This window comes from Collinsella sp. OM06-18AC (assembly GCF_003438785.1).
Lineage (GTDB): Bacteria > Actinomycetota > Coriobacteriia > Coriobacteriales > Coriobacteriaceae > Collinsella.
The window spans coordinates 12988-36608 of the sequence record NZ_QSTX01000003.1 but is presented as its reverse complement, the minus strand read 5'-3'; the positions used below and the strand labels follow the sequence as shown (position 1 = coordinate 36608).

Below are 23621 nucleotides of genomic sequence, written 5' to 3'. Positions count from 1 at the left end.
CAGATGCATGCCGCCGCGACAGGGCTGGACGGCAGATTCAGTGTCCCATGTCGTGCGGACACGTATTAGTTACCCTACAAATAATTGCATTTGATAGAATGTAGGGTAACTGCTCAGAAGGGAGGCACCATGTCCGTCTTAGAAGATGCCCTAGAAGAGGAATACGCACGCTCGATCCGCCTCCTGGGCCTCATGGAGCAGGAAATTGGCCTCCTTCCAAAGGGCAGCATCCGCATGCGAAATATAAAGGGCCGCGAATACTGCTACCTCAACTATCGAGTCGGCGACAAGGTCAAAAGTGACTATGTCCCTGCTACAGAGGTTGAAGAACTGCGAGCCAAAATCGAACGTCGAAGGGCTCTTGCGGCCGCCATCAAAGAACAGAAGCAGTCTCAAAAGCTAATCATACGTGCGTTGGGAAGGGTACCGAATGCTGACTGAGCAGCAGCAAGCTTTCTCGAAAGTACTTGACCTGGTCGAGGAAGCAGGGTGCTTAGACCACGTTGTCCTCATCGGGTCTTGGGCGGAATTTGCCTACAGACAGGCAGCCTCGTTGACAAAGTGGTCATAAACCCACAGAACGCTCTAAGCCCCAAGCCCGCCCATCAAGAAATCGACCGCAGAGACGATTTTGATGCCGTCAATGTCGGTCGGATGGCTTCCCCGGCGAACGACGATGATCTTCTCGTAACCGCCGGTGATCTTCTCGAGCGACCTAAGCTCAAATGGACGCAGCTCGCGCTCGCGCGTCGCCTCCTCGTCAATCGACTCTGCAACCTGGGCATCACGAAAGTCTATCAACTAATCGAGATATCGATTCTAGGAACAATCCGGTTGTCCATTGCTCGCCCAAATCTGCAAGTTTTTCTCATCACATGACAAGAACTTGCGAATTCTGCAAGTTCTTCTCACGTAGCGACAAGAGCCTGCATATCCGTCCGTGGCCATTTGCGGTCGGATTCTGGCGAGGCCATGCAAAGCAGCAGGCCACATGGCCGACACGGAGCCATGGCATGCGCGGAATCTTGGGGGCAGGACTTCTCCCGGCAGCCTATAAGACAAAAACACATACACATAGATAAAGAGAAGCCCGGCAAGACACGGCGCCAAGGCCGCAGCCACAAACTTGAGTGGCCGATAGTCTAAAAATCACATACGCTCAAAACACGAACGATCGATCTGTTATCCTGGCGCCAACATAGTCTTTCGAAAGGTTTGGCCGGGATGACTACGCAACAGCAGATTGATATTGAATTCGACTCGCTTGCACGCGAGAACGATTCACCCAAGCTCATCGCCAACTCGAAGGCGACAGGCGGAACACTACTATCCGTTATCAAGGAGCAGCTCTCAACCTGCAGCTCTTTTGACTTTTGCGTAGCGTTTGTTGCAGACGGCGGCCTTCAAATCCTGGTCGAGGCGTTCCAGGAGCTCAAGCAGCGTGGCATTAAGGGCAGACTACTCACGTCCACCTATCTCAACTTCAACTCACCCGATGCGTTTCGAAAGCTCCTGGAATACGACAACATAGAAGTTCGCGTATTCCAGGGTAATTTGCATGCCAAGGGATACATTTTTGATAAGGGCGAAACCAGCACGGTCATCGTCGGCAGCTCCAACATGACGCAGACCGCCCTCACCTGTAATAAAGAATGGAACGTGCTGCACCAAACTGTCGAGAACAGCCGCCTGCTCGGAGAGCTTAGAGGCGAGTTTGATTCGCTGTGGAACGACACCTCAACCGTTTTGCTTTCCCAAGACTGGATTGAGAACTATGCCGCATATCGATCGGCACGTCCGTCAAAGCCCAAATCGAAACCGACGTTCCAGGCAACTATTAGCCCAACCACGAATGACCTCGAAGAAATCAAGCCCAATAAAATGCAGCAGCGCGCCCTTGAGGCGCTCGATGTAATCCATCGCAAGGGCGAGACCCGCGCCCTGCTGGTCTCGGCAACCGGCACCGGCAAGACCTTCCTTTCGGCGTTCGATGTACTCGCGTTTAAACCCCGGCGCGTCCTCTTTCTTGCGCACCGCCGGCGCATTATTGACGCCTCCCGCGCAAGCTACGAACGGCTCTTAGGTAGTGCCTATACGTTCGACACCTATCAAACTGGCAAGAATACAAGCAATGCCACCTGCGTGTTTGCCATGTGTTCTTCGATCGCCAAACATTTGAGCGATTTCTGTCCCGATGAGTTCGACTACATCGTCATCGACGAGGCCCACCGCACGGGATCCCAGGGCTACCAATCCATCATGTCGCACTTTACGCCTCGGTTTTATCTGGGCATGACCGCTACACCCAATCGCACCGACGGCTATGACGTCTTTGCCCTTTTCAATCACGTCATCGCGTTCCAGATCACGCTGCAGGACGCTTTGGCCGAGGAGATGCTTGCCCCCTTCCATTATTTTGGCATTCACGATCTGGAGATTGACGACGAAACGGTCGAAGATACCGCCTTGTTCGGACGCTTAACATCCGACGAGCGCGTGCGTCACATCGCCGAGAAGATTGAGGAATATAGCGTCACCAAAAGCAACCGCAGGGGCTTAATCTTCTGCAATCGAAACGCCGAGGCCGAAGAACTGTCACGCAAGTTCAACGCTCTCGGATATCGAACAACTGCGATTAGCGGTCAAGATTCCGATGAGGTCCGCGATGTCGCAATCAGCCGACTTGAAGCCGGCGAGCTCGAGTACATTTTCTCGGTTGATATCATGAACGAAGGCGTCGACATCCCCTCGCTCAATCAGATCATCATGCTTCGACGCACCGACTCCGCAATCATCTTTATTCAGCAGCTCGGCCGTGGCCTGCGCTTGGACAGCGGCAAGGAATACGCACTGATACTCGACTTTATTGGCAATTACCAGAGCAACTTCTTGGTACCCATCGCGCTGTCGGGCGACAAGACGTACAACAAAGATCGCCTGCGTCGTCTCGTCCAAGAGGGCGATTCGGTGATACCCGGATGCTCGACCGTGAGCTTCGATCGTATTTCCGAGGCACGCATTTACAAGGCCATCGATGGCGGCAACTTTACCTCCGCCCGCTTTTTGAAGAACGAATATCTCGACTTGCGGCAGAAGCTCGGAAAGATCCCCTCGCTGCTCGAATTTGATCGCAACGGCTCTATCGACCCGCTACTCATCTTCAAAAGCAGCAAGTCCTACCACGATTTTCTTTCCAAATGTGAGCCGGACTACACGGTCCAGTTTTCCTCGGACCAGATCAAAATCCTCAGATTTATTTCTCAAAAACTTGCCGCGGGCAAGCGATTTGAAGATCTCTATTTGCTTCAAACGCTCGTCGAAGCCGGACACGAGGGCTACCGGCATATGCGCGAGGCTGCGCTTAGGAACTACCACACACAGCTTAAGGACAGCGCCGTTAGGTCGGCAATCACAGTCCTTAAGGGCGACTTTGCCACTCCCAAGGATTTCGTTTCCCTGCTTATTGACGATGGATGCGGACCTCGTCTGACCGAAGCGTTTGCGACCGCTCTGCGCAACGCAGAGTTCAAGCGTCAGATTCTCGAGGTGCTGGATTTTGGCATTGCGCGTAACCGACTCGACTATGCCGAGACGTACCAAAACACAAATTTCGTTCTCAACGCCAAGTACACGTACGAAGAAGTTTGCCGCTTGATGAACTGGGAAAAGAACATCAACGGCCAAAATCTTGGCGGCTACTTCTACGACGAGAAGACCATTACATTCCCCGTGTTTATTAACTATGACAAGGCACCCGACATTAGCGAGTCCATTCAGTATGAAGACCGCTTTGTTTCGCCGAGTAAGCTAGTTGCAATCTCTAAGAACAACCGCACGCTCAACTCCCCCGAGATTCAGCGACTGCAGGCATGGCCGGGCAACGGGCTAAAGACGTATTTGTTTATGCGCAAGAACAAGGACGATAAGGGTGGCAAGGAATTTTACTTCCTAGGCGAAATGCATCCGACTGGCGAGTTCAAAGCTATTAAAACTAAGAGCGGCGACAACGCCGTCGAAATCGAATATGAACTCAATGCTCCCGTGCGCCAGGACATTTACGAGTTTATGCTCAGCGATCTGAGTGAGACAGAGTAACAAAGAAGGAGCGGGCCGCCATGCGACGTCCGCTCCTTTCTCACATAAGCCCGAGTTTCTTTTCGAGTTCCCTAACGACTTTAACGTCCGCCGGAAGCCAATCGACATCCCACAGGTTATTGGTATCGAGCCACTTCATGTCCTCGTGAGCGTGCTCTTTGAACTCGCCCGAAAGGATGCTAGCTAGGTAGCACTGCATCGACAGATGGAACGTCTCGTAATCGTGTTCGACCGTGCAAAGATAGTCGAGGTTACCGATCGTGACCTCGAGCTCTTCTTGAATCTCGCGCACGATTGCCTGCTCGCCGGTCTCACCCGGCTCGAGCTTACCGCCCGGAAACTCCCAGCCGTCTTTAAACTCGCCGTAGCCACGCTGGCAGCTCAGGATTTTCCCGTCCTTCTGAATAATTGCCGCTGCAACATTGATTGATTTCATAACTAGTTATCACCTCTCCAGTTGAGCCCAACCAGTATAGGTGATCAACAAAGATCCGCGTGACGGAACGCTGTTAGAGACTGCATGTTTATTCGCATTACCCGTTCAGTACCATCAGCAAAGGCCTCATTAGTTCGCGTCGTTTGGCGGTTTTAGAGTTTTCTTCTACAAGACCTCTCAGCCGCTGTATATCGAGCCCTCGCCCAAGCGCGTCGTTATAGGCATCGAGAATTAATGAGGGGTCCTCGCAATCGAGGCAAAGATCGACAAGCGTGCGCTCGGGTTTGGTTACTGGCAGGCCGTCGAGCCAAACGATGTCCTGCTCAGCGATCTCGCGCTTTACAAAAGAAAGGGATTCGTTTCTTGTATTGATACGCGTGGGCGCGGTCATCCTGTAGGGGGACAGATAGAAATCGCCCATTTGCTGCAGATTCGCCGCAGTCGTACCGCTCACGGCGATGCCATCCCACTGGCGCTTTCTCTCCCACGCGCAAAGAGAGGGATTGGTGAGTTTCCAAAAAGCGTTGAGCTCGTCGGTGTCTCGGCGCTGTGTTCCAGACATCCGGTAGGCACCGTGGCATATCCGTTCAAGACGCCCCGCACGACATGAGTGCGCCAGCGCATCTCGAGAGATGTCCATGCGAGCCGCCTGAGCTGTGGTGAACACGCCCTCGCTCTCGGAGAGCTCGCTTATCGCCGTTATGTTACTAAAATACTTCATGTTGCAATTGTAGGATATTTTCATACTTTTGCAACGCGATTTTGATCCATGCGATCCATACGACTTTCTTATCCCATTTTTGCCGCCGGCTTGATACCGGCTCACCATCCCCCGCTATCGAGGTCTAATACTTTTCCGTGAAGTGAACGTCTGCTTTTGGACCCCTGAAACATCCGCATTTTTCGGCGGCAAAATCGCAGGATTCCGGCATTAAAACCGCAGGAAACGACACGCTCAAAGTGTCGATGCTTCGGGGGTCCGATTTAGCTCGTTCACTTCTCGGGAAAAGTATTAGACTTCACCACCGGCCATAAAGAATAACCCCCTACCGCCACCCAAAAACTCATCCAACATTAATCTTGGCTCAAGAATCGCTTAATCTATAACCTGCACTATAGAGTTCGACCAAGGGCGGGGCGGCACCGCGCAACGCAGGCCGCCGAACGCAACGCTCGCGCCCGGGCAGATCGCCCGGCGTCGCGCCCATCGAACGAAAGGACAGGTCATGGACGACCTCGAAAAAGTTGAAACCATCCGCACCAAGTGCAACGTGAGTTACACCGACGCCAAGGCCGCGCTCGACACCGCCGACGGCAACGTTTTGGACGCCATCATTTGGCTCGAGTCGCAGGGCAAGACCCAGACCACGTCAGCGCACGCCGCCACCGAGTCCGCGCCGGTCGACGAGCCCTCGGCCGAGATGGTCGCCGCACAGGCCGCCTACGAGAAGTCGAGCGAAAAGACCGACTTTTCCAAGAAGATGGACAGCGTGTGGGAGTACCTCAAAAAGCTCTTCCGCCTGAGCCTGGACACCAAGTTTATCGCCACGCGCCGCGACGCCATCATCCTCAACATCCCCATCCTGATTCCCATCGTCGCCCTGTTTGCCTGGGGCGCCACGATATGGCTGATGCTGCTTGGCCTGTTCTTTGGCATGCGCTACCGCATCGATAGCGACGGCGACGTGCCCGGCAGCATCAACAACCTGATGGACAGCGCTGCCAATGCCGCGGACGACATCAAGCAAAATCTGAACGACGACAAGTAATCGCAGACGGGGGCACGTATGGCACGAATCCTGATCGTAGAGGACGAGGAGAAAATCGCCCGCTTTGTGACACTCGAGCTGGAGCACGAGGGCTACCAGGTGGAGCACGCCGCCGACGGACGCACCGCCGTTGACCTGGCGCTGGAGCGCGACTACGATCTGATTCTGCTCGATGTACTGTTGCCGCAGCTCAACGGCATGGAGGTGCTGCGGCGCGTACGCAAGCACAAGGATGTGCCGGTGATCATGGTCACCGCGCGCGATGCCGTGATGGACAAGGTGGCAGGGCTTGACGCCGGTGCTGACGATTACCTGACCAAGCCGTTTGCGATCGAGGAGCTTTTCGCACGGATCCGCGTGGCGTTGAAGCGCGCTGAGGCCGTACGGGCGGCTTCGGGTGTTGGCGGCGTTGGGGCCGGGGAGGGCGCTACGGGTGCCGCAGCGGTGCCCCCGGTCAGCGCCTCGACCCAAGCCTCTGCCATGCCCTCTCCCGCTGCGCTCACCGTGGGCTCGGTCGCGCTCGACCCCGACCGCCGCGAAGTCACGGTCGGCGGCTCGCCCATCGCGCTCACGGCCCGCGAGTTCGACGTCCTCGCCCTGCTTTTGGCACACGCCGGCACCGTGCTCACGCGCGAGCGCATTGCGCACGAGGCGCTGGGCTACGAATACGTGGGCGACACCAACAACGTCGATGTACACATCGCGCACCTGCGCGCCAAGATCGAGGACGCCGGCGGCGCCCGCATCATCCAGACCGTGCGCGGGGTGGGCTATGTCTGCCGCGCGTAACGACGAGGCTAAGCGCGTCACCTCCATCGCCCGCGCCATCAACTGGAGCTATATGTGGCGCCGCTTGGTGAGCTACGTCTGGCTGGATCTGTTGCTGCTGCTTGTTGCGGCGGCGATCCTCGTCTATGGCTACAACCAGACGCTGCCCGATGGCGCGTTTACCGCGGGATGGATCCCCGGCGCCGCCGTTCGCAGGATGTCGCTGACCCCCGCGCGCGGCTGGAACCTGACCACGCTCACCTATACCGTCGAGCTCGCGCGTAACACCAAGACCTTCCCCCTCGCACAGGACCTCGTCACGCTATGGCCTCTCTACCTTGTCGTTGCGGGCTGGCAGGTTATCAGCGTGCTCAACATGCTCGGCGGAGCCCGCCGCGTGCGCCGCACTATGGCGCCGCTCAACGACCTGGCCCTGCGCGTTGACGAACTCGGCCGCATGCAGCTCGCCGGTGGCAAGATGGAAACGCTCGAGCAGGCCATCGAGCGCGCAAGCGTCGACTCGCCGAGCGTCACCACCGGCGACGCCGATCTGGCGAGTATCGAGGTCGCGCTCAACCGCCTGCTGCGTCAGATGCAAGAAGCAAAGCTGCAGCAGATGCGCTTTGTCAACGATGCGAGTCACGAGCTGCGCACGCCCATCGCGGTGATTCAGGGCTACGTGAACATGCTCGACCGATGGGGCAAAAACGACCCGGACGTGCTATCAGAGTCCATCGCCTCGCTCAAAGCCGAAAGCGAGCATATGCAGGAGCTCGTGGAGCAGCTGCTGTTTTTGGCGCGCGGCGATGCCGGTCGCACCGTGCTGCGGCGCGCGAATACCAACCTGGCTGCACTGGTCGGCGAGGTTTGCGAAGAATCGCAGATGATCGATGCCGGGCACACATATCGGCTGGTGTATGATGCCGCACTTACCAGCGACCCGCGCTGCAACGCATCGGTTGACGTGGCACTCGTGAAGCAGGCACTGCGCGTGATCGTGCAAAACGCCGCCAAGTATTCGGACGCGGGCACAACCGTCACGTTTGCCATAACGCCGGATGCGGGCGCGGGCACGATCGACATAAGCGTTGAGGACGAGGGCATCGGCATGAACCAGGAATCCGCAGCTCACGCGTTCGAGCGGTTCTACCGTGCCGACAACGCGCGCGATGCCGGCGCGCAGGGCTCGGGTCTGGGACTCGCCATTGCCAAGTGGATTGTCGATAGCCACGGCGGCGTCATCGGTGTGACCTCGGTCGAAGGGGTCGGCAGCCGCTTTACGATTCGCCTTCCGCGGTAGGGGCGTCTCTCACGAATCGAAGGTGAATGCTTTTCCGCGAAGTGAACGACCTATTTTGGACCCCCGAAGCATCCGCACTTTTTAGCGCCAAAACCGCAGGAAAAACCTGACAAAACCGCAGGAAACGGTGCCTCCAAAGTGTCGATGCTCCAGGGGTTCGATTTCACTCGTTCACTTCGCGGAAAGCCATTCACCTTCGATTTACGGCAGCCCGTCAGTCACCCTCTCGGCATTAAAAATGGGGCAAGGCCACACGCCTTACCCCATTTTTCGTTAGCTATGGCAGCCTGTGCGCTACTCGCGGCACAGGTGCACGGCGAAGCCGGCGAACTCGCGCTTAAAGTACACGAGCTTGGTGCCGCCGTCGGGCAGCAGCACGCGCGACTCCTCGTTGACCTCGAGTCCGCGCTCGGCAAACCACTTCTCGGCCGCATCGATGTCATTGACAGCGAAGCCAATGTGGCCCTTGGTGCCACGACCGTTCTGCTTCATGACCTCGATCAGCGAATCGTTAAAGTACGAAACCGAGGTCTCGATGACGGGCAGCCCCATCATCGTCGAGAACAGCTCCGCGATCTCCAGCGCATCTGCCGGGTCGGTGGCGTTAATGCCCACATGGGCAACGCGCATGCCAAAGAGCTCGACCGGGTTGGCGTTCTGCTCACCCATACAGTCAGCGCCTACTGAGCCATGACGTCGAGGACGGCCTTCTCGGCAGCAACGCGGTTCATGCCGGTCATGAAGGGCACGCCGCTCACGTACGGGCAGGTGAGGCCCTCGGGGGCAACGGTGGTGGCGATCAGCAGGTCGGCGCCCTCGTCGCAAGCGTCCTTGGCCTCGGAGATGGCGCACTGCACGATCTCGTACTTGTCGGCGTAACCGTTGGCGTCGAGCATGGTGGCGACCTTCTGGGCAACGAGCGTGGAAGTGGCAGCGCCAGCACCGCAAGCCAAAACGATCTTCTTCATAGGTAATGTCTCCCTTCATGGTTTACTTTAGGTAAGTGTACCGCAGCGAGCGATGGCGCTCGGCCTCGATGCGCTTTTATGCCAGTTTGCTTGCACGCTGCGTATAATACATCTAGTACGTGTTGTCATACCGCTCGCTTTACGAGCGACTAAGGACCCCAATATGCCCGATTCCCGCACACTCTGGACCGCCGTCGTTATCATCTGCATCGCCGTGTCGGTGTTCTTTAGCGTCAAAAAACGCACCACGTTTAAGCGCCTACAGCAGCTTATGGCCGCTAAGCAGTGGGACGAGTTCGATCGCTTGCTCGACGCCAAACTCACCAGCATGCTGTACCCGCGCTACAACCGCGACTACCTGCGCCTGAACTCCTATCTGCTGCGCGAGGACCACAAGCGCGCCGACGAGATGTTCGATTTGCTGCTGGGACTCAACCTGCCCAAGATGCAGCGCGTCGACCTGGTAATCAAGGCCTTTAACTACTACGTTGGCCAGGAGGACCGCAAAAAGTCCAAGGAGTTGCTGCACGAGATCAAGGGCTTTGAGGGCGGTCAGGCCGAGGCAGTCGCGCACGAATGCCAGCTGATGTACGACACGATGATCCTCAAGCGCCACAACGACATCCCCGAGCTGGAGCGCATGCTCAAGGAGGCCGGTGACGACAAGGTCAAGAGCTGCCGCCTGGAATACCTGCTGGCCCTGCAGTACAAGAACAAGGGCGACGAGGCCAAGTTTGCCGAGTACTTGGAAAAGTCGGGCCAGCACTCGATGGCTGTCAACGCGTAACGGGCGGCTTGTGCTAGACTTCTAGTCTCACGGGGGCGTGGCGGAATTGGCATACGCAGGAGACTTAAAATCTCTCGCCGCAAGGATTGTGGGTTCGAGTCCCACCGCCCCTACCATATGGAGCTTTCGAGCCCGTGTCCCCCAGGGATGCGGGCTCGTTTCTTTTGGACGCCGGTGGGGCTCGAACCCGCGAGGGGGCGAGCGTCAAGCGGACGCGCAGCGTCCGCAGCGAGCCGACGAGGGCGCCGACAGGCGGCCGAAGCCGGTGCGTATTTGCGCAGCAAATACGCGGACGTCCCACCGCCCCTACCACGTATTGTTTACGGGCCCGTGTCCCCCAGGGATGCGGACTCGTTTCTTTTGGACGCCGGTGGACTTTAGAAGTTGCGGTGGAATAGTTCTTGTTTATGCCGTTTACCGGCCCATTTAGGAACTATTTCACCACAACTTAGATTGGTACTCCCACATTTTTCTATGGAAAAACGTGGCTAACTCCCACATTTTTCGATGGAAAAATGTGGTTGTCTCGCACATTTTCAAAGGGAAACGCCCAAATGGCCTTATACTAGCCAAGAGAGTTGGGAGGCAATATGCAGCGACAGCTTATGAGTGAACTTATCGCTTGGAAATCGAGAGCGAATCGCAAACCCCTCTTGCTTAAGGGTGCCCGCCAGACAGGAAAGACTTGGCTTCTTAACGAATTCGCGAGCCAACAGTATCGAAACATCATTCGTTTCGACTTTATGCTCGAACCGAGCGCACGCTCGCTGTTCGATGGAGACCTCGACCCCAAGCGCATCATCTCCCAGATAGAGCTTCTTCGCGGCCAAACCGTAACTCCGGCAGACACGCTCATCATCTTTGACGAGATCCAAGAGGCACCGCGCGGCATCACCTCGCTCAAGTACTTCAACGAGCTTGCGCCCGAATACCATATCGTCGCAGCCGGCTCCTATATGGGCCTCGCGCTCCGGCGCGAAAACGAGTCATTTCCCGTCGGCAAAATCGACCAGCTCACCATGCGTCCCATGGGGTTTACCGAGTTCGTTCGCGCCGTCGATGGCGACCCGCTCGCCGACGCCATCCTTGCCGCAGACATGAATCTTCTGGCAAACGTTACCGAAAAGCTCGAGCACTTGCTCAAGGAATATCTCGTTGTCGGCGGCATGCCCGAAGTCGTCTCCGCCTTCGCCGCGACCCGCGATTTCATTGAAGCCCGCAGGCTTCAGCAACAAATCATCGAGGCTTACGAATCCGATTTTGGCAAACATGCGCCCGCCCGCATTGTCGAGCGCATGAGGCTGGTTTGGAAATCCCTCCCCGGCCAGCTTGCAAAGGAAAATAAAAAGTTCATCTACGGAGCCCTTCGCCCCGGGGCGCGCGCACGCGATTTCGAAGAGAGTCTCCAGTGGCTCATGGATTACGGAATCGTTCATAAGGTGCCGCGCGTTTCCGCTCTCAGGGCACCGCTTTCGAGCTATGAGGACCTCTCGGGCTTCAAGCTGTTTTGCATCGACACCGGCATCCTCGGCGCGCTCTCCAACCTCCCACCGACCATCGTCCTGGACGGCTCCGCTGTTTTCACCGAGTTTAAGGGCTCGCTCACCGAGCAATATGTCGCACAGGAACTCTTGCTGCAAGACAAAAGTCCTGCGTACTGGTCCTCTACCTCCGGCAATGCCGAAACCGACTTTGCCATCGACCATGCGGGAACCGCGCTTCCGCTTGAGGTCAAGGCGGCGGAGAACCTCAAAGCAAAGAGCCTGAAAATAGCCTGCGATAAATTCAAACTCGAACGCTGTGTGAGGACCTCCCTGGCGGCATATAGAGACGAGGGCACGCTCGTCAATATTCCGCTTTGGGAGATTGGGCAGATCGACAAGCTGGCATAGGCGCTGTGGGGACGCCCCGCAAGGACTGGCCCAAGGTGCCGGCAGAAAAGGAACGTCCCTAAGTGCGGCTGTTGAGTTGCGGTGGAATAGGGACTGTTTGGGGCCCGAAAGGGCGATTTTAGTCCGTATTTCACCGCAACTTATTGGAGGGCACTCAGGCTGGGGATCCAACCGATGGTGGGGGTCGCGCCGTCGAGAACCTCATTGATGGTAGCGGCCATGCCGGCGAGTAGGCTGTTCTCGCTTACGGCGAGCGTGTCGTAGCCGCCGGCTCGCATAAGCTCGCGGATCACCGCGGCGCCAGCGAGAATCACGCCCGCGCGTTTGGGCTGCACGCCTGGCAGCGCGGCGATGCCTGCAACATCCAGCGTGGACATGCGCTCGATAGCGGCCGAGACCTGCTCCAGCGAAAGCTCGCGCAGGTGCACAAAGCTCGAATCGTACGGTTCCAGCTCATGAACGAGCGCCACGAGCGTGGTGACGGTGCCACCCACCGCGACCAAGCGCTCGGCGCGTTCAAAATTGCTCGGCAGGCCTTCAAAATAGGCAGCGAACTGCTCGCCCGCCCAGTTGGCGGCGGCAGCAAGCTCGCCGTCCGCAGGCGGCAGCACCGAGAAGAAGCGCTCCGTCACACGACGGCAGCCAATGTCCAGCGAACGCGTGCCCTCCAGCGCAAAGACCCCACGCTCCGGTGCGTACACACCCGTCGCGAGTTCCGTGGACCCGCCGCCCGAATCCGCGACAATAATGCGCTCGCCTGCAAAGTCGTGCGCCACGCCAAAAAACGTCAGGCGCGCCTCGACCTCGCCCGGAATCACCTGCGGCTCAAGCCCCAGATCGCGCAGGCCGTCCAGCAGCAGTGCGGCATTGGATGCATCGCGCGCGGCGCTCGTGCAGGTGGTGCAGATGCACGCGACCCCAAAGGCACGTGCCTCGTCCACAAACATGCGGCATGCGGCAAGCACGCGCTCAACGGCCGCCTCGCAAAAGCGCCCCGTCGCGTCGACACCCTCGCCTAGATCGGTAATCTCGGTATGCTTGGACGATTCCACGATCGCCCCGCCCTCGACCTGGGCCAGCACCAGTCGCGACGACACCGTTCCCAAGTCAATCGCCGCCACCTTATATCGTTTGCAATTCGTCATTGCAGGCTCCCCTCCGGGCGCTATTCGCCGCTGGACGCGACCGTCTGACCCTCGACGCCGTTAAATCCAAACAGCATGTCGAGCGTCTGGATGTACCACGGCACGTCCTTGCCCACCTCTTCGATCTCTTTGGCCACTTCGCTGGCCTTTTTGGCGTTCGACGACTTCTTGCTCGAAGACGAATCCGAATCGTCGTACAGGCCCAGCACGTCAATCTTGGTCTCGCCGGGCATCACCAGGCCCAGATCCTCGGTCGCCGCGTCCTTAATGCCCTCCTCCGAGAGCAGTTTGTCGACGCTTTTCTGCAGCTCGTCGTTGTACTGCTGGCGAATCTCGACCTGCTTGGCCAAGATGTCGCTCGAGCGTTTGGCAACGTAGAGGTCGCGCACGGGAAAGTACAGGCTCACGAGCACCAGGGCAACGACAATACCGATAAACAGTCCACGCTGGGGCCCATGGGTAAAGTCGTAGATTGCCTTGACCACCGCGTTGTCGTTGGCGTAGTGCATGAAGTCCGAGCCCGAAAGACGGCTCGAGGGCTTGGTCGACTTGTCGTGCGCTTGAGCAGACGGGCGCGATTCGTACGTCGCGCGCGACGGACGGTCCGGGCGATGCGTCGACATATTCGTTTGAGCATGGGAGTGCGAAGTGCCCGGCGTGCGATGCGTGGGACGGGCAGCACCCGTATATTCGGGCCCGCCAAGCTGCACCGAATGCGCGCGGCGAGACGACGGCTCACGCGAACCGGCGGAATAGTACCTGTTGTCGTAAATCTGATCCATGTGCGCCTTGTGCGGTTGAGGTTTGTTTGCGCTAAGTATTCTAGTTATAGCACGAGCGCGCGCACCGCCTTCGGCAGCCTTTGCTCGACATAAAAAAGGCGCTGAGCCACACGGCCCAGCGCCCAATAGCGGCCATCAGAAGTGGAACGGAGCCGAGTCAACTCCGCCCCCGCGAGCACCGCGTGTTTAGCGAATGTTGTAGAACGCAGACTTGCCGGCGTAGCGCGCGCTGCCCTCGAGCTCGTCCTCGATGCGGATGAGCTGGTTGTACTTGGCGATACGGTCACTGCGGCACGGGGCGCCCGACTTGATCTGGCCGGCGTTGACGCCCACAACGAGGTCGGCGATCGTGGAGTCCTCGGTCTCGCCGGAGCGGTGGCTCACGATGCAAGCGTAGCCGGCCTCCTTGGCGGTCTCGATGGCCTCGAGCGACTCGGTGAGCGTACCGATCTGGTTAACCTTGACCAGGATTGCGTTGGCGGCACCCAGCTCGATGCCCTTCTTGAGGCGCTCGGTGTTGGTGACGAACAGGTCGTCGCCCACCAGCTGCACCTTGTTGCCAATGCGACGTGTCAGCTCGACCCAGCCGTCCCAGTCCTCCTCGGCCATGCCGTCCTCGATGGAGATGATGGGATAGGTGTCGACGAGTTTCTCCCAGTAATCGACCATCTGGGCACTCGTGTACTCCACACCCTCGCCCTTGAGCTCGTACATGCCTGTCTCGGCGTTGTAGAACTCGGTGGACGCCGGATCCATGGCATACATGAAGTCGACGCCGGGCTTAAAGCCGGCCTTCTCCACGGCCTTGGTGATGTACTCGAACGGCTCGGCGTTGGTCTTAAGGTTGGGCGCAAAGCCGCCCTCGTCGCCCACGCCGCCGCCCAGACCCGCCTCGTGCAGCACGCCCTTGAGAGTATGGTAGACCTCGGCGCACCAACGCAGGCCCTCGGCAAAGCTCGGGGCGCCCACCGGCATGATCATGAACTCCTGGAAGTCGACGTTGTTGTCGGCATGCACGCCGCCGTTGAGGATGTTCATCATGGGCGTGGGCAGCAGATGAGCGTTGACGCCGCCCAGGTACTGATACAGCGACAGGCCCGCCGACTCGGCAGCGGCGCGGGCGACGGCCAGCGACACGCCCAGAATGGCGTTGGCGCCGAGCTTGGTCTTGTTGGGGGTACCGTCCGCGGCGATCAGCGCGGCATCGACGGCGCGCTGATCGAAGGCATCGAGGCCCACGACGGCATCGGCGCACTCGTTGTTGACGTGCTCGACGGCCTGCGAGACACCCTTGCCCAGGTAGCGACCCTTGTCGCCGTCGCGCAGCTCGCATGCCTCAAAGGCGCCGGTCGAAGCGCCCGAAGGCACCATCGCGCGGCCGAAGCTGCCGTCCTCGAGCACGACCTCGACCTCGACGGTGGGATTGCCGCGGCTGTCGAGTACCTCGCGACCGTAAACGTCCAAAATATCGCTCATGTTGTCTCCCTCTCACTTGGAAACGTAGTGGATGCAAGCGACTGGCCGACTGTGCACCATCGGTGTGCCTCCGTAAGTTAGCCGTGTCGCACTTTTTGCATTATGCCCTAAGTTAGCCGAGGGATACATATGAATTGGAGAAATCATTCTTTGGGGCGCTTGTTTTTGCACCGAGCATTCATCTCTAGAGGTCGCCCCCCCCATTAAATTCTTCTATCGGCATACCGTCTTTACCTGGCTTGCGAATGAAAGAGCCAATAATGTGCTTTTACATCGTGCAAAGTTCTGGATATCGTGCAATTCTAATGGTCTGAAGTTCTGGATATCGTGCATAATCAGGTTATAAAAGTTCTGGATATCGTGTACGAGGTAGCCATGCTTAAACGAAAAGCCTATGACAAACTACTAAAATGGAAGCATGAAAGCGCTGGTAAAACGGCACTTCTTATTGAAGGAGCCCGTCGCGTCGGCAAGAGCACGCTTGCCCGCATGTTTGGAGAAACCGAATACAAGTCCTGCCTTGTCATTGATTTCTTTCAAGCACCTGCCGAAGTTAAGCAATATTTTGAGGACTACCGCACTGACTTCGACTCGCTCTTCCTCTATCTCTCGGTTTTCTATAACGTCAAACTCTATGAACACGAGACGCTTATCGTCTTTGACGAGGTCCAGATGTACCCGCAAGCACGCGGACTCATCAAGTATCTCGTTGCAGACGGACGTTACGACTACATCGAAACTGGATCCCTGCTCAGCATCAAGCAGAACATTAAAGATATCGTCATCCCATCCGAGGAAGAGTCTCTGGAACTTGAGCCCCTCGACTTTGAGGAGTTTCTTTGGGGCATGGACGAAAAGGGGCTGGCCGATCTCATTCGCATGAGTTTTAACAAGATGAAGCCGCTCCCCGATGCCCTACATCGCAGAGCGCTCTCCCTTATGCGCGAATACATGCTCGTAGGCGGCATGCCTGAGCCGGTATCCATCTATGTTGAACAGCGCGCTTTTGCGCCCGTCGACGCTTCGAAGCGCCGAATCGTCCAGCTCTATCGCAACGATATCTCTCGTTTTGCAACCGGTTACGAATTCAAAGTCGTCTCCGTACTTGATGGCATCCCGGGTCAGCTCTCTAGGCACGAAAAACGATTCAAGCTTTCCTCACTTGATAAAAACGCACGCATGCGCACCTACGAAGAAGCCTTCTTTTGGCTGGCAGACGCGCGAATTGCCAATATCTGCTATGCCGCAAGCGAACCGAGCGTGGGCCTTTCGCTCAGCATGGAGCAAACGGCCCTCAAGTGCTACATGGCAGACACCGGCCTGCTTGTAACGCTTGCCTTCTCTGACAACAACGATACCGATGAAGACGTTTACAGGGCCGTGCTTCGCGGCGACATCGGATTGAACGAAGGAATGCTGACCGAAAACTACGTTGCCCAATCTCTAAAGGCCAATGGGCACAGGCTCTTCTTTTATTCCCAAAGCGGAAAGAAGGAGGGGGAGGAGCGCATGGAAATCGACTTCCTCGTTACCCGACCCTATATCAACGCCGCTGGAAAGCCGCGCATCAGCCCCATCGAAGTTAAGTCGCCGCGCAAATACGGGACCATCTCCCTCGATCGGTTCCGCGCACGCTTTAACAAGAAGATCGGGACGGCATATGTGCTGCATCCTAAACAACTCGAGTGGGATGCCGAAGCACAGCTGGCACATCTTCCGCTGTATATGGCTTTTTGCTTGTAGAGACCTCTCTGTGAGGCGCTGACGCAAACGAATACTGCATGAGGCGCAGGTCACTCGTTTGCCTTGGCGGCGTCCCACAGGTCGTTGAGGCCGTGGGTCGAAAGCTCGGCAAGATCCACGTGGGCGTCGGCCGCCATCTGCTCCATCGCGGCCCAACGGTGGCGGAACTTGGCCGTGCTGGCACGCAGAGCGCTCTCGGCGTCAATTCCCTCTTTGCGCGCGACGTTGACCAGAGCAAAGAGCAAATCGCCAAACTCCATCTCGCGCTCGGGCGAGCCAGGCTCCTCGGCCTCAAACTCGGCACGCTCCTCGGCGACCTCGTCCCACACGTCCTGGACCGTCTCCCACTCAAAGCCCACGGCAGCCGCCTTGCGCGACACCTTCTGGGCCTGCATCAGCGCCGGCAGATGCGTGGGCACGCCGTCGAGCAGGCCCTCGGGCGCAGCCTCGCCTGCCGCCACGGCCTTGTCCTTGGCAGCCTTCTCGGCAAGCTTAACCTCGTCCCAAATCTTGAGCACCTCGTCGGAGCCCTCGGCGTCCGCATCGCCAAACACGTGCGGATGACGACGGATGAGCTTGGCGTCGATATCGCGTGCCACATCGGCAAGCGTAAACTCGCCGGCGTCCGCCGCAATCTGCGCATGCAGTACCACCTGCATGAGCACGTCGCCCAGCTCCTCGCGCAGATGCGCCACGTCGTCCGCCTCGATGCAATCGAGCGCCTCGTAGGCCTCCTCGATCATGTTCTTGCCAATGCTGCGGTGCGTCTGCTCGCGGTCCCACGGGCAGCCATCGGGCTGACGCAGACGCCAGATGGTCTGCACCAAATGCTGCAGCTCGGCCGACGCGTCAACCAGCGTGGACAGATCGCGCGAGCCCTCGGCATTTTGCTGAGCCATATGCTCGGACATGGTTACTCCTCCTCCAGGATCACGTGGCGGAACGCGCCGCCCTCGTAGATACCGTAGCTGTGCGTGCCGTCTTTGGGGATGCTCACGCTACCGGGATTGAAGAGCCACAGGCCCGGGTGCGTCGCGCTCGCTTCGTTGACCTTAATGTGCGTGTGGCCGTAGACGAGCGTGGAGCCCTCGGGCAGCGCGGGCGCGTGGTCGACGCTGTTGTGCATGCCGGCGCCAAAGACGTGGCCGTGCGTCAGGAACAGCTCGCGGCCGGCCTCGTCGAACAGCGTAGCGTAGTCCGCCATGACGGGAAAGTCGAGGACCATCTGGTCGACCTCGGCGTCGCAGTTGCCGCGGACGGCAATGATGCGGTCGGCCAGGGCGTTGAGCAGCGGAATCACGCGCTTGGGGGCGTAGTCGCGCGGCAGGTCGTTGCGCGGGCCGTGGTAGAGCAGGTCGCCCAGCAGCACGATGCGGTCGGGCTGCTCGGATTCGATGGCGGCGACCAGGCGCTCGGTCCAGTATGCCGAGCCGTGAATGTCGGAAGCGATGAGGTATTTCATGGGGAGTCCTTTCGGTGTGGGGTTGATGGGGCTGGGCGCGGGATGTCGCCGGCCGCGCTATTCAAATCGCAGTGCTGGGGCTTGTGCCGCCTGCATCACGCGCTGGAGCGGCACATTATGCTCGCGGGCAAGACGGGCGCAGTCCTCGTACTCGGGCGCCGCACGCTCACTGCCGTCGGGCAGGGTGGCTACTTTGACGGCCACCTCGCCCCAAGGCGTCGCTACCTGCTCAAAACGACGCGGCAGGCAGACGCGTTCCATCACCTGGCGACGAACGGCGTTGGTCGTGGTCTCCAAAAAGATAATCGTCTGTAGGCGCTCGATATCCTCGTGCGAGCAGATCACCTGCAACTGCCATCCGGGGCGGCCCTTTTTGCAGTAGAGGGACAGCCAGTGCACCTCGCGGGCGCCGGCCTCGCGCAGGCGGTCAGCGGCGTAGGCGAGCACCTCGGGCGACGCGTCATCGATGTCGCACTCCAGCTTGACGATAGTTTCGGGCGCATCGGTCTCGCGAGACAGCGGAGATGTACTTCCACGTTGCATACGGTCCGAATCCTTTCCGCACGGGCTCGTTTTATTCACCCAAACGCTAGCACATCGAACGTGGCACAGGCGTGACATTCGTCCGTCGCCGCCCTCACCCCTATCCAAACGTGTACGTCAGCCTCCAAACATGTCATTTTTTGTCGGTTTTGGAGGCTGACGTACACGTTTTGGAGCGAGGCCGCACACGATCAGAATTGCGCCCGCACTCCGTCCACCACAAAGTTCGCCGCACTCAACAATTTTGGACTTTCTACGCAGTTCATCGACCAAAAATTACCCTCGACATACTTACCCGCTGCACGATGTTACTCTAGTTGCATTTGGCTAACTAATCGGCTGCCGAGGACCCCGCCCGGCACCGTTACGGCATCGGAGGTTTCATGTTCGAGAAGCGGCTCTTCTCCCTGGTTCCGCAGGCAACGCCCTACATTGTGGCGAGCGTCCTGTTTAAATGGATAGCGCTCATGGCAATCATCACGGTGATGTGGGTGCTTGCGCGCATCTTGGGCGGCATCGTCACGGACGGTCTTTCCGCCGCGCTCGCCGTCGATGCCCTCGCACAGGCGGCCTTGCCGCTCGCCGCCGCCATCATCGTGCGCGCCGCCTCCATCTACCTGGCCCAACGCGCCGGCGACAAGGCCGCGTTCGAGGCCGTCCGCCGCGTGCGCTCGCTCGTCTACGACAAGCTCACCGCACTCGGCCCCTCCTACACCGAGACCGTCCCCACCGCCGAGGCCGTCCAGACCAGCGTCGAGGGCGCCACGCAACTCCAGGTGTACTTTGGCGGTTACCTGCCGCAGCTCTTCTTTGCCGGCTTGGCACCCATCACGCTGTTTGTACTGCTCGTGGGCCAGGCGGGTCTTCCCGCCGCGCTGCTGCTCGCCTGCGTTCCGGTCATCCCCGTCTCCATCATGATGGTCATGCGCAACGCCAAAAAGATCGGTGCCGAGTACTGGGGCAGCTATGTCGATCTTGGCGGCATGTTCCTGGAGGCCGTGCAGGGTCTCACCACCCTTAAGGTCTACCAGGCCGATCGCAGCTGGCACGAGCGCATCAACGCCGAGTCCGAGCGTTTCCGCACAGCGACCATGCGCCTGCTGGTGATGCAGCTGCGCTCCATTTGCGTTATGGACCTGGTCGTCTATATGGGCGCCGCGCTCGGCATTATCGTAGCCGCGCTGCAGCTCGCCACGGGCAAGATCGGCTTTGAGGCGGCCTTCCTCATCGTCTTTCTGTCGCAGGAGTTCTTTTTGCCCATGCGCCGCCTGGGATCGCTGTTCCACACGGCTATGAACGGCATGGCCGCCTCGCGCCGCATGTTTGGCATTTTGGATACGCCCGAGCCCGAGCGCGGCGATGTTGAGCTTGACGGTCGCGGCAATATCGAGCTCGCGGGCGTGAGCTATGCATACGGCGACCGCACGGTGCTGGACAGCGCCAGCGCGACCATTGCGCACTGCTCGCTCGTGACACTCGTGGGCGAAAGCGGCGGCGGCAAGTCCACGCTCGCGGGGATTATCGCGGGCCGCAAGGGTGCCTACCGTGGCAGCGTTCGCATCGGCGGCGTTGAACTGCGCGATGCCACGGCCACCTCACTCATGCGCGCCGTCACGCTGGTGCCCACCAACGGCTACCTGTTTGCCGGCACCCTGCGCGACAACCTGCTGCTCGCCCAGCCCAACGCCACCGACGCCGAGCTTTTGCGCGCGCTCGGCCGCACGCGCGTGGCGGCCTTTGTGCAGGCCAACGGCGGGCTCGACATGGTGATTAACGAGGGCGGCACCAACCTTTCGGGCGGCCAGCGCCAGCGCGTGTGCATGGCCCGCGCCCTGCTGCACAACTCGCCCATCTATGTGTTTGACGAGGCGACGAGCAACGTCGATGCCGCAAGCGAGGCCGCGATCGGCGAGGTCATCGCGTCGCTTGCCGGCGAGCACACCGTAATTGTGGTGGCACACCGCCTGTCGACGATCGTGGACGCCGATCAGATCCTGGTGCTGGAACGCGGCCGCATTGCCGAGCACGGGACTCACGGCGAGCTCTTGGCCGCCGCGGGCGCCTATGCGCGCATGTGGAACAGCCAGGAGCAGCTCTCGGCATATGCGTATGCAGAGGGTGATGCTGAGGATGCCGGCGCGGTTGAGGCTGTTGACGGCAGCGCCGCCTGTGCCGATGGCCTCAACGGTACTAGTTCGTCTTCCGCTGCCGCGGCGCCTGACTCCGGCCGCGCCCGTCGCTCGGCGCCGTCCATCATGTGGCGCATGATGGGGCTCGTCCGACCGCTTGCCGGCTGGCTTGTGCTAGCCGTCGCGCTGGGCAGCATCGGCATGCTCACCGCCGCGTTCGTGTCGGCCTTTGGCGCCCTTGGCCTTATGGCCGCGCTGGGCCGCAACGCCTTGGGGCTTGGTCTTATCGCAGCATGCGCGGCCTGCGCCGCCTGCGGCATCGCGCGCGGGCCGCTCCACTACGGCGAGCAGCTCTGCAACCATTACATCGCATTCCGTCTGCTCGCACACATTCGCGACCTGGTGTTTGGCGCCCTGCGCCAGCTCGCCCCCGCCAAGCTCGAGGGCCGCGGCAAGGGCGAGCTCGTGAGCCTGGTCACCTCGGATATCGAGCTGCTCGAGGTCTTCTACGCGCACACCATCTCGCCCATTGCCATAGCTCTGGTCTGCACCGTTGTGTTTGAGGGCTTTTTGCTGGCTGTGAGCCCCGAGCTCGCGGGCATCGCGCTCGTGGCCTACGCGGTCCTGGGCGTGCTGCTGCCCCTGACCTCGGCCAAGGCATGCGGCACCACCGGCCGCCAGAGCCGCGAGGGCGCCGGTAAGCTGGGCGCCTTTGTACTCGACAGTCTGCGCGGCGCGGGCGAGACCATCCAGTTTGCCGGTGGCACCGATCGCAGCCGTGCCCTGGGCAAGCTGACCGAGCAAGTCGGCGCCGTGGACGCGCGCCTCAAGCGCCGCCAGGCGGTCAGCGAGGCCGTAGCCGATGCGCTTATTCTTGTGGCTAATCTGGTGATGCTCGGGCGTGCGCTGCAGCTGGTGGCTGCGGGAACGATTGACTTTGCCGCAGCGTTTGTCGCCGTCTTTACCCTTGTGTCGTCGTTTGGCTCGGTGATGGCCGTGAGCCGCCTGGGCGCCTCACTGCAGGAGACGCTCGCCTCGGGCGCACGCGTGCTCGATTTGCTCGACGAGCAGCCCCAGTGCGCCGAGGTCGCCGATGGACAGAACGTTGAGTTTGCCGGCGCCGCAGCCGGGCATGTGAGCTTTAGCTATGTGGGCGGCGTGGACGCGGGCGGTGCGGGCGCCACAGAGCAGGTCGCGAACGACACCGCTGCGAGTCTCATCCTCGACGACGTGACCTGCACCTTTGCGCCCGGTACCATGACCTGCATCATGGGGCGCTCGGGTTCGGGCAAGTCGACGCTGCTTAAGCTGCTCATGCGCTTTTGGGACCCCGCAGCCGGCACCATCACGGTGAGCGGCGTCGATGCCCGCCACATCAACACGGCGAGCCTGCGCAGCCACGAGGCCTATATGACCCAGGACACGCATCTGTTCTGCGGCACCGTACGCGAGAATCTGCTGGTCGCGCACGCCAACGCCACCGATGCCGAGCTGCTCGACGCTTGCCGCTCCGCCTCACTCACCACGCTCATCGACCGTCTGCCGCAGGGACTCGACACGCCCGTTGCCGAGCTGGGCGACTCGCTTTCGGGCGGCGAGCGCCAGCGCATCGGCCTTGCGCGCATCTTCCTCAACGACGCACCCTTCATCTTGCTCGACGAACCCACCAGCGCGCTCGATGCTCTCAACGAGGCGTCCGTGATGCAGGCAATCGACGAGCTCAAGCGCCGCGGCAAGACCATTGTGCTCGTGAGCCACCGTGCCAGCACCTGCGCGTTTGCCGATTTCTCGCTTTCGGTCGAGCACGGGAGGCTGAGCTAATGGCGCGCCCAGTCGACACACCGGAGCTAGCACGCAAACGTGAGCGTGAGGCCCAAATGGTGTCGCAGATGATTGCGCTGTGGTGTCGTGGGCATCATGGCGGCGGGCATGTGGTCGAACAGGCTGGCGGCGATGAGTCCGTGCGCGTGAAACTCGGCCTTCGAACCATTACGCTCTGCCCCGAATGCGCCGAGCTGCAGAAATACGCCATCGCGCGCATTGAGCACTGCCCGCACATGGGCACCAAGACATTTTGCTCGGCATGTCCTTCGCATTGTTACCGGCCTGCCATGCGCGAGAAGATCCGCGAGGTTATGCGTTGGTCGGGACCGCGTATGATCCGCTATCGCCCCATCACCGCCGTGAGACACGCGATGGTAACAGTGCAGGCCAAACGCGCGGCGGCACGAAGCAAGTAGTCGCCGGCGCCGGCACGCGCCGCCCCGCCTTTCCACTCGATTTCGGCACCCGGCGTGCGCGGCGTGTTGAGAGCTGCACCATTACA

General features: G+C 59.6%; 21 protein-coding genes and 1 tRNA gene. 11 read left to right on the top strand and 11 right to left on the bottom strand.

Features of this window, described 5'->3' with window-relative positions:
- Positions 1-129 precede the first annotated feature (129 nt).
- A complete protein-coding gene (locus DXB86_RS02600; RefSeq protein WP_117736049.1) occupies positions 130-441 on the top strand; it encodes a hypothetical protein in 312 nt (103 codons plus the stop codon).
- A 144-nt stretch (positions 442-585) separates the two neighbouring features.
- Here DXB86_RS02600 and DXB86_RS02595 read toward each other — a convergent pair whose 3' ends face one another.
- Positions 586-801 carry a hypothetical protein gene (locus DXB86_RS02595; RefSeq protein ID WP_117736048.1) on the bottom strand — a complete coding sequence of 72 codons (216 nt, stop codon included), beginning with the start codon at positions 799-801 and terminating at the stop codon, positions 586-588.
- Positions 802-1224: 423 nt separating this feature from the next.
- Between DXB86_RS02595 and DXB86_RS02590 the strand changes: the two genes are divergently transcribed.
- A complete protein-coding gene (locus DXB86_RS02590; RefSeq protein WP_117736047.1) occupies positions 1225-4095 on the top strand; it encodes a DUF3427 domain-containing protein in 2871 nt (956 codons plus the stop codon).
- A gap of 40 nt (positions 4096-4135) precedes the next feature.
- On the opposite strand, the gene DXB86_RS02585 is transcribed toward DXB86_RS02590, so the two are convergent.
- A complete protein-coding gene (locus tag DXB86_RS02585; RefSeq protein ID WP_117736046.1) occupies positions 4136-4531 on the bottom strand; it encodes a (deoxy)nucleoside triphosphate pyrophosphohydrolase in 396 nt (131 codons plus the stop codon).
- Between the two features lie 97 nt (positions 4532-4628).
- On the bottom strand, positions 4629-5252 hold the full coding sequence (locus tag DXB86_RS02580; RefSeq protein WP_158555262.1) for a type IV toxin-antitoxin system AbiEi family antitoxin domain-containing protein: 624 nt from the start codon (positions 5250-5252) through the stop codon (positions 4629-4631).
- Positions 5253-5757: 505 nt separating this feature from the next.
- Between DXB86_RS02580 and DXB86_RS02575 the strand changes: the two genes are divergently transcribed.
- The 3 genes from DXB86_RS02575 to DXB86_RS02565 are packed head-to-tail and all read left to right on the top strand — an operon-like array spanning position 5758 to position 8368.
- Positions 5758-6300 carry a DUF4342 domain-containing protein gene (locus DXB86_RS02575; RefSeq protein ID WP_117736044.1) on the top strand — a complete coding sequence of 181 codons (543 nt, stop codon included), beginning with the start codon at positions 5758-5760 and terminating at the stop codon, positions 6298-6300.
- Between the two features lie 18 nt (positions 6301-6318).
- Complete coding sequence (locus tag DXB86_RS02570; protein ID WP_117736043.1) at positions 6319-7089, top strand: response regulator transcription factor; 771 nt, start codon at positions 6319-6321, stop codon at positions 7087-7089.
- Positions 7073-8368, top strand: a complete 1296-nt coding sequence (locus DXB86_RS02565) for a cell wall metabolism sensor histidine kinase WalK (protein ID WP_117736042.1) — start codon at positions 7073-7075, stop codon at positions 8366-8368. The genes DXB86_RS02570 and DXB86_RS02565 overlap by 17 nt, the downstream gene beginning before the upstream one ends.
- A gap of 294 nt (positions 8369-8662) precedes the next feature.
- On the opposite strand, the gene DXB86_RS02560 is transcribed toward DXB86_RS02565, so the two are convergent.
- Complete coding sequence (locus DXB86_RS02560) at positions 8663-9037, bottom strand: VOC family protein (protein ID WP_117736041.1); 375 nt, start codon at positions 9035-9037, stop codon at positions 8663-8665.
- Positions 9038-9048: 11 nt separating this feature from the next.
- Positions 9049-9336 (bottom strand): PTS sugar transporter subunit IIB, encoded by a 288-nt coding sequence (locus DXB86_RS02555; protein WP_117736040.1) that lies wholly within the window; start codon positions 9334-9336, stop codon positions 9049-9051.
- Positions 9337-9499: 163 nt separating this feature from the next.
- On the opposite strand from DXB86_RS02555, the gene DXB86_RS02550 reads away from it, so the two are divergent.
- From DXB86_RS02550 to DXB86_RS02540, 3 genes are all read left to right on the top strand, one after another.
- Complete coding sequence (locus tag DXB86_RS02550; protein ID WP_117736039.1) at positions 9500-10123, top strand: hypothetical protein; 624 nt, start codon at positions 9500-9502, stop codon at positions 10121-10123.
- 31 nt (positions 10124-10154) lie between these two features.
- Positions 10155-10239, top strand: a tRNA-Leu gene (locus DXB86_RS02545).
- Positions 10240-10713: 474 nt separating this feature from the next.
- Complete coding sequence (locus tag DXB86_RS02540; RefSeq protein WP_117736038.1) at positions 10714-12015, top strand: ATP-binding protein; 1302 nt, start codon at positions 10714-10716, stop codon at positions 12013-12015.
- Positions 12016-12155: 140 nt separating this feature from the next.
- Here DXB86_RS02540 and DXB86_RS02535 read toward each other — a convergent pair whose 3' ends face one another.
- From DXB86_RS02535 to eno, 3 genes are all read right to left on the bottom strand, one after another.
- Entirely contained in the window at positions 12156-13160 is a 1005-nt protein-coding gene (locus tag DXB86_RS02535) for a hypothetical protein (protein ID WP_117736037.1), read from the bottom strand.
- A 20-nt stretch (positions 13161-13180) separates the two neighbouring features.
- Entirely contained in the window at positions 13181-13942 is a 762-nt protein-coding gene (locus tag DXB86_RS10090; protein WP_233504122.1) for a septum formation initiator family protein, read from the bottom strand.
- Between the two features lie 186 nt (positions 13943-14128).
- Positions 14129-15418, bottom strand: coding sequence for a phosphopyruvate hydratase (gene eno, locus DXB86_RS02525; protein WP_099432260.1), 1290 nt, complete (start codon positions 15416-15418; stop codon positions 14129-14131).
- Positions 15419-15793: 375 nt separating this feature from the next.
- Between eno and DXB86_RS02520 the strand changes: the two genes are divergently transcribed.
- Entirely contained in the window at positions 15794-17161 is a 1368-nt protein-coding gene (locus DXB86_RS02520) for an ATP-binding protein (protein ID WP_117736036.1), read from the top strand.
- A gap of 50 nt (positions 17162-17211) precedes the next feature.
- Here the strand turns inward: DXB86_RS02520 and mazG are convergent, their stop codons facing one another.
- Genes mazG through larC form a run of 3 tightly spaced genes read right to left on the bottom strand, consistent with a single transcriptional unit; the run spans position 17212 to position 19166 of the window.
- Positions 17212-18072, bottom strand: a complete 861-nt coding sequence (mazG, locus tag DXB86_RS02515) for a nucleoside triphosphate pyrophosphohydrolase (protein WP_117736035.1) — start codon at positions 18070-18072, stop codon at positions 17212-17214.
- Between the two features lie 2 nt (positions 18073-18074).
- Positions 18075-18623, bottom strand: a complete 549-nt coding sequence (gene yfcE, locus DXB86_RS02510; protein WP_117736034.1) for a phosphodiesterase — start codon at positions 18621-18623, stop codon at positions 18075-18077.
- Between the two features lie 57 nt (positions 18624-18680).
- The gene (gene larC / locus DXB86_RS02505) at positions 18681-19166 is read right to left on the bottom strand and encodes a nickel insertion protein (protein ID WP_233504121.1); all 486 of its coding nucleotides are present in this window, start codon (positions 19164-19166) and stop codon (positions 18681-18683) included.
- Positions 19167-19549: 383 nt separating this feature from the next.
- On the opposite strand from larC, the gene DXB86_RS02500 reads away from it, so the two are divergent.
- Together DXB86_RS02500 and DXB86_RS02495 are read left to right on the top strand one after the other, a co-directional pair.
- Positions 19550-23116: an ATP-binding cassette domain-containing protein gene (locus DXB86_RS02500; protein WP_117736032.1), complete on the top strand. Its 3567-nt coding sequence runs from the start codon at positions 19550-19552 to the stop codon at positions 23114-23116.
- Positions 23116-23535 carry a nitrous oxide-stimulated promoter family protein gene (locus DXB86_RS02495; RefSeq protein WP_089573587.1) on the top strand — a complete coding sequence of 140 codons (420 nt, stop codon included), beginning with the start codon at positions 23116-23118 and terminating at the stop codon, positions 23533-23535. Before DXB86_RS02500 ends, DXB86_RS02495 begins: the two co-directional genes overlap by 1 nt.
- The last annotated feature ends 86 nt before the right edge of the window (positions 23536-23621 follow it).

Bases quoted from the DNA above. Each gene is read 5' to 3' on its own strand.
- DXB86_RS02600 (WP_117736049.1), top strand. From the start codon at position 130: ATGTCCGTCTTAGAAGATGCCCTAGAAGAGGAATACGCACGCTCGATC.
- DXB86_RS02590 (WP_117736047.1), top strand. From the start codon at position 1,225: ATGACTACGCAACAGCAGATTGATATTGAATTCGACTCGCTTGCACGC.
- DXB86_RS02585 (WP_117736046.1), bottom strand. From the start codon at position 4,531: ATGAAATCAATCAATGTTGCAGCGGCAATTATTCAGAAGGACGGGAAA.
- DXB86_RS02580 (WP_158555262.1), bottom strand. From the start codon at position 5,252: ATGAAGTATTTTAGTAACATAACGGCGATAAGCGAGCTCTCCGAGAGC.
- DXB86_RS02575 (WP_117736044.1), top strand. From the start codon at position 5,758: ATGGACGACCTCGAAAAAGTTGAAACCATCCGCACCAAGTGCAACGTG.
- DXB86_RS02570 (WP_117736043.1), top strand. From the start codon at position 6,319: ATGGCACGAATCCTGATCGTAGAGGACGAGGAGAAAATCGCCCGCTTT.
- DXB86_RS02565 (WP_117736042.1), top strand. From the start codon at position 7,073: ATGTCTGCCGCGCGTAACGACGAGGCTAAGCGCGTCACCTCCATCGCC.
- DXB86_RS02560 (WP_117736041.1), bottom strand. From the start codon at position 9,037: ATGGGTGAGCAGAACGCCAACCCGGTCGAGCTCTTTGGCATGCGCGTT.
- DXB86_RS02555 (WP_117736040.1), bottom strand. From the start codon at position 9,336: ATGAAGAAGATCGTTTTGGCTTGCGGTGCTGGCGCTGCCACTTCCACG.
- DXB86_RS02550 (WP_117736039.1), top strand. From the start codon at position 9,500: ATGCCCGATTCCCGCACACTCTGGACCGCCGTCGTTATCATCTGCATC.
- DXB86_RS02540 (WP_117736038.1), top strand. From the start codon at position 10,714: ATGCAGCGACAGCTTATGAGTGAACTTATCGCTTGGAAATCGAGAGCG.
- DXB86_RS02535 (WP_117736037.1), bottom strand. From the start codon at position 13,160: ATGACGAATTGCAAACGATATAAGGTGGCGGCGATTGACTTGGGAACG.
- DXB86_RS10090 (WP_233504122.1), bottom strand. From the start codon at position 13,942: ATGGATCAGATTTACGACAACAGGTACTATTCCGCCGGTTCGCGTGAG.
- eno (WP_099432260.1), bottom strand. From the start codon at position 15,418: ATGAGCGATATTTTGGACGTTTACGGTCGCGAGGTACTCGACAGCCGC.
- DXB86_RS02520 (WP_117736036.1), top strand. From the start codon at position 15,794: ATGCTTAAACGAAAAGCCTATGACAAACTACTAAAATGGAAGCATGAA.
- mazG (WP_117736035.1), bottom strand. From the start codon at position 18,072: ATGTCCGAGCATATGGCTCAGCAAAATGCCGAGGGCTCGCGCGATCTG.
- yfcE (WP_117736034.1), bottom strand. From the start codon at position 18,623: ATGAAATACCTCATCGCTTCCGACATTCACGGCTCGGCATACTGGACC.
- larC (WP_233504121.1), bottom strand. From the start codon at position 19,166: ATGCAACGTGGAAGTACATCTCCGCTGTCTCGCGAGACCGATGCGCCC.
- DXB86_RS02500 (WP_117736032.1), top strand. From the start codon at position 19,550: ATGTTCGAGAAGCGGCTCTTCTCCCTGGTTCCGCAGGCAACGCCCTAC.
- DXB86_RS02495 (WP_089573587.1), top strand. From the start codon at position 23,116: ATGGCGCGCCCAGTCGACACACCGGAGCTAGCACGCAAACGTGAGCGT.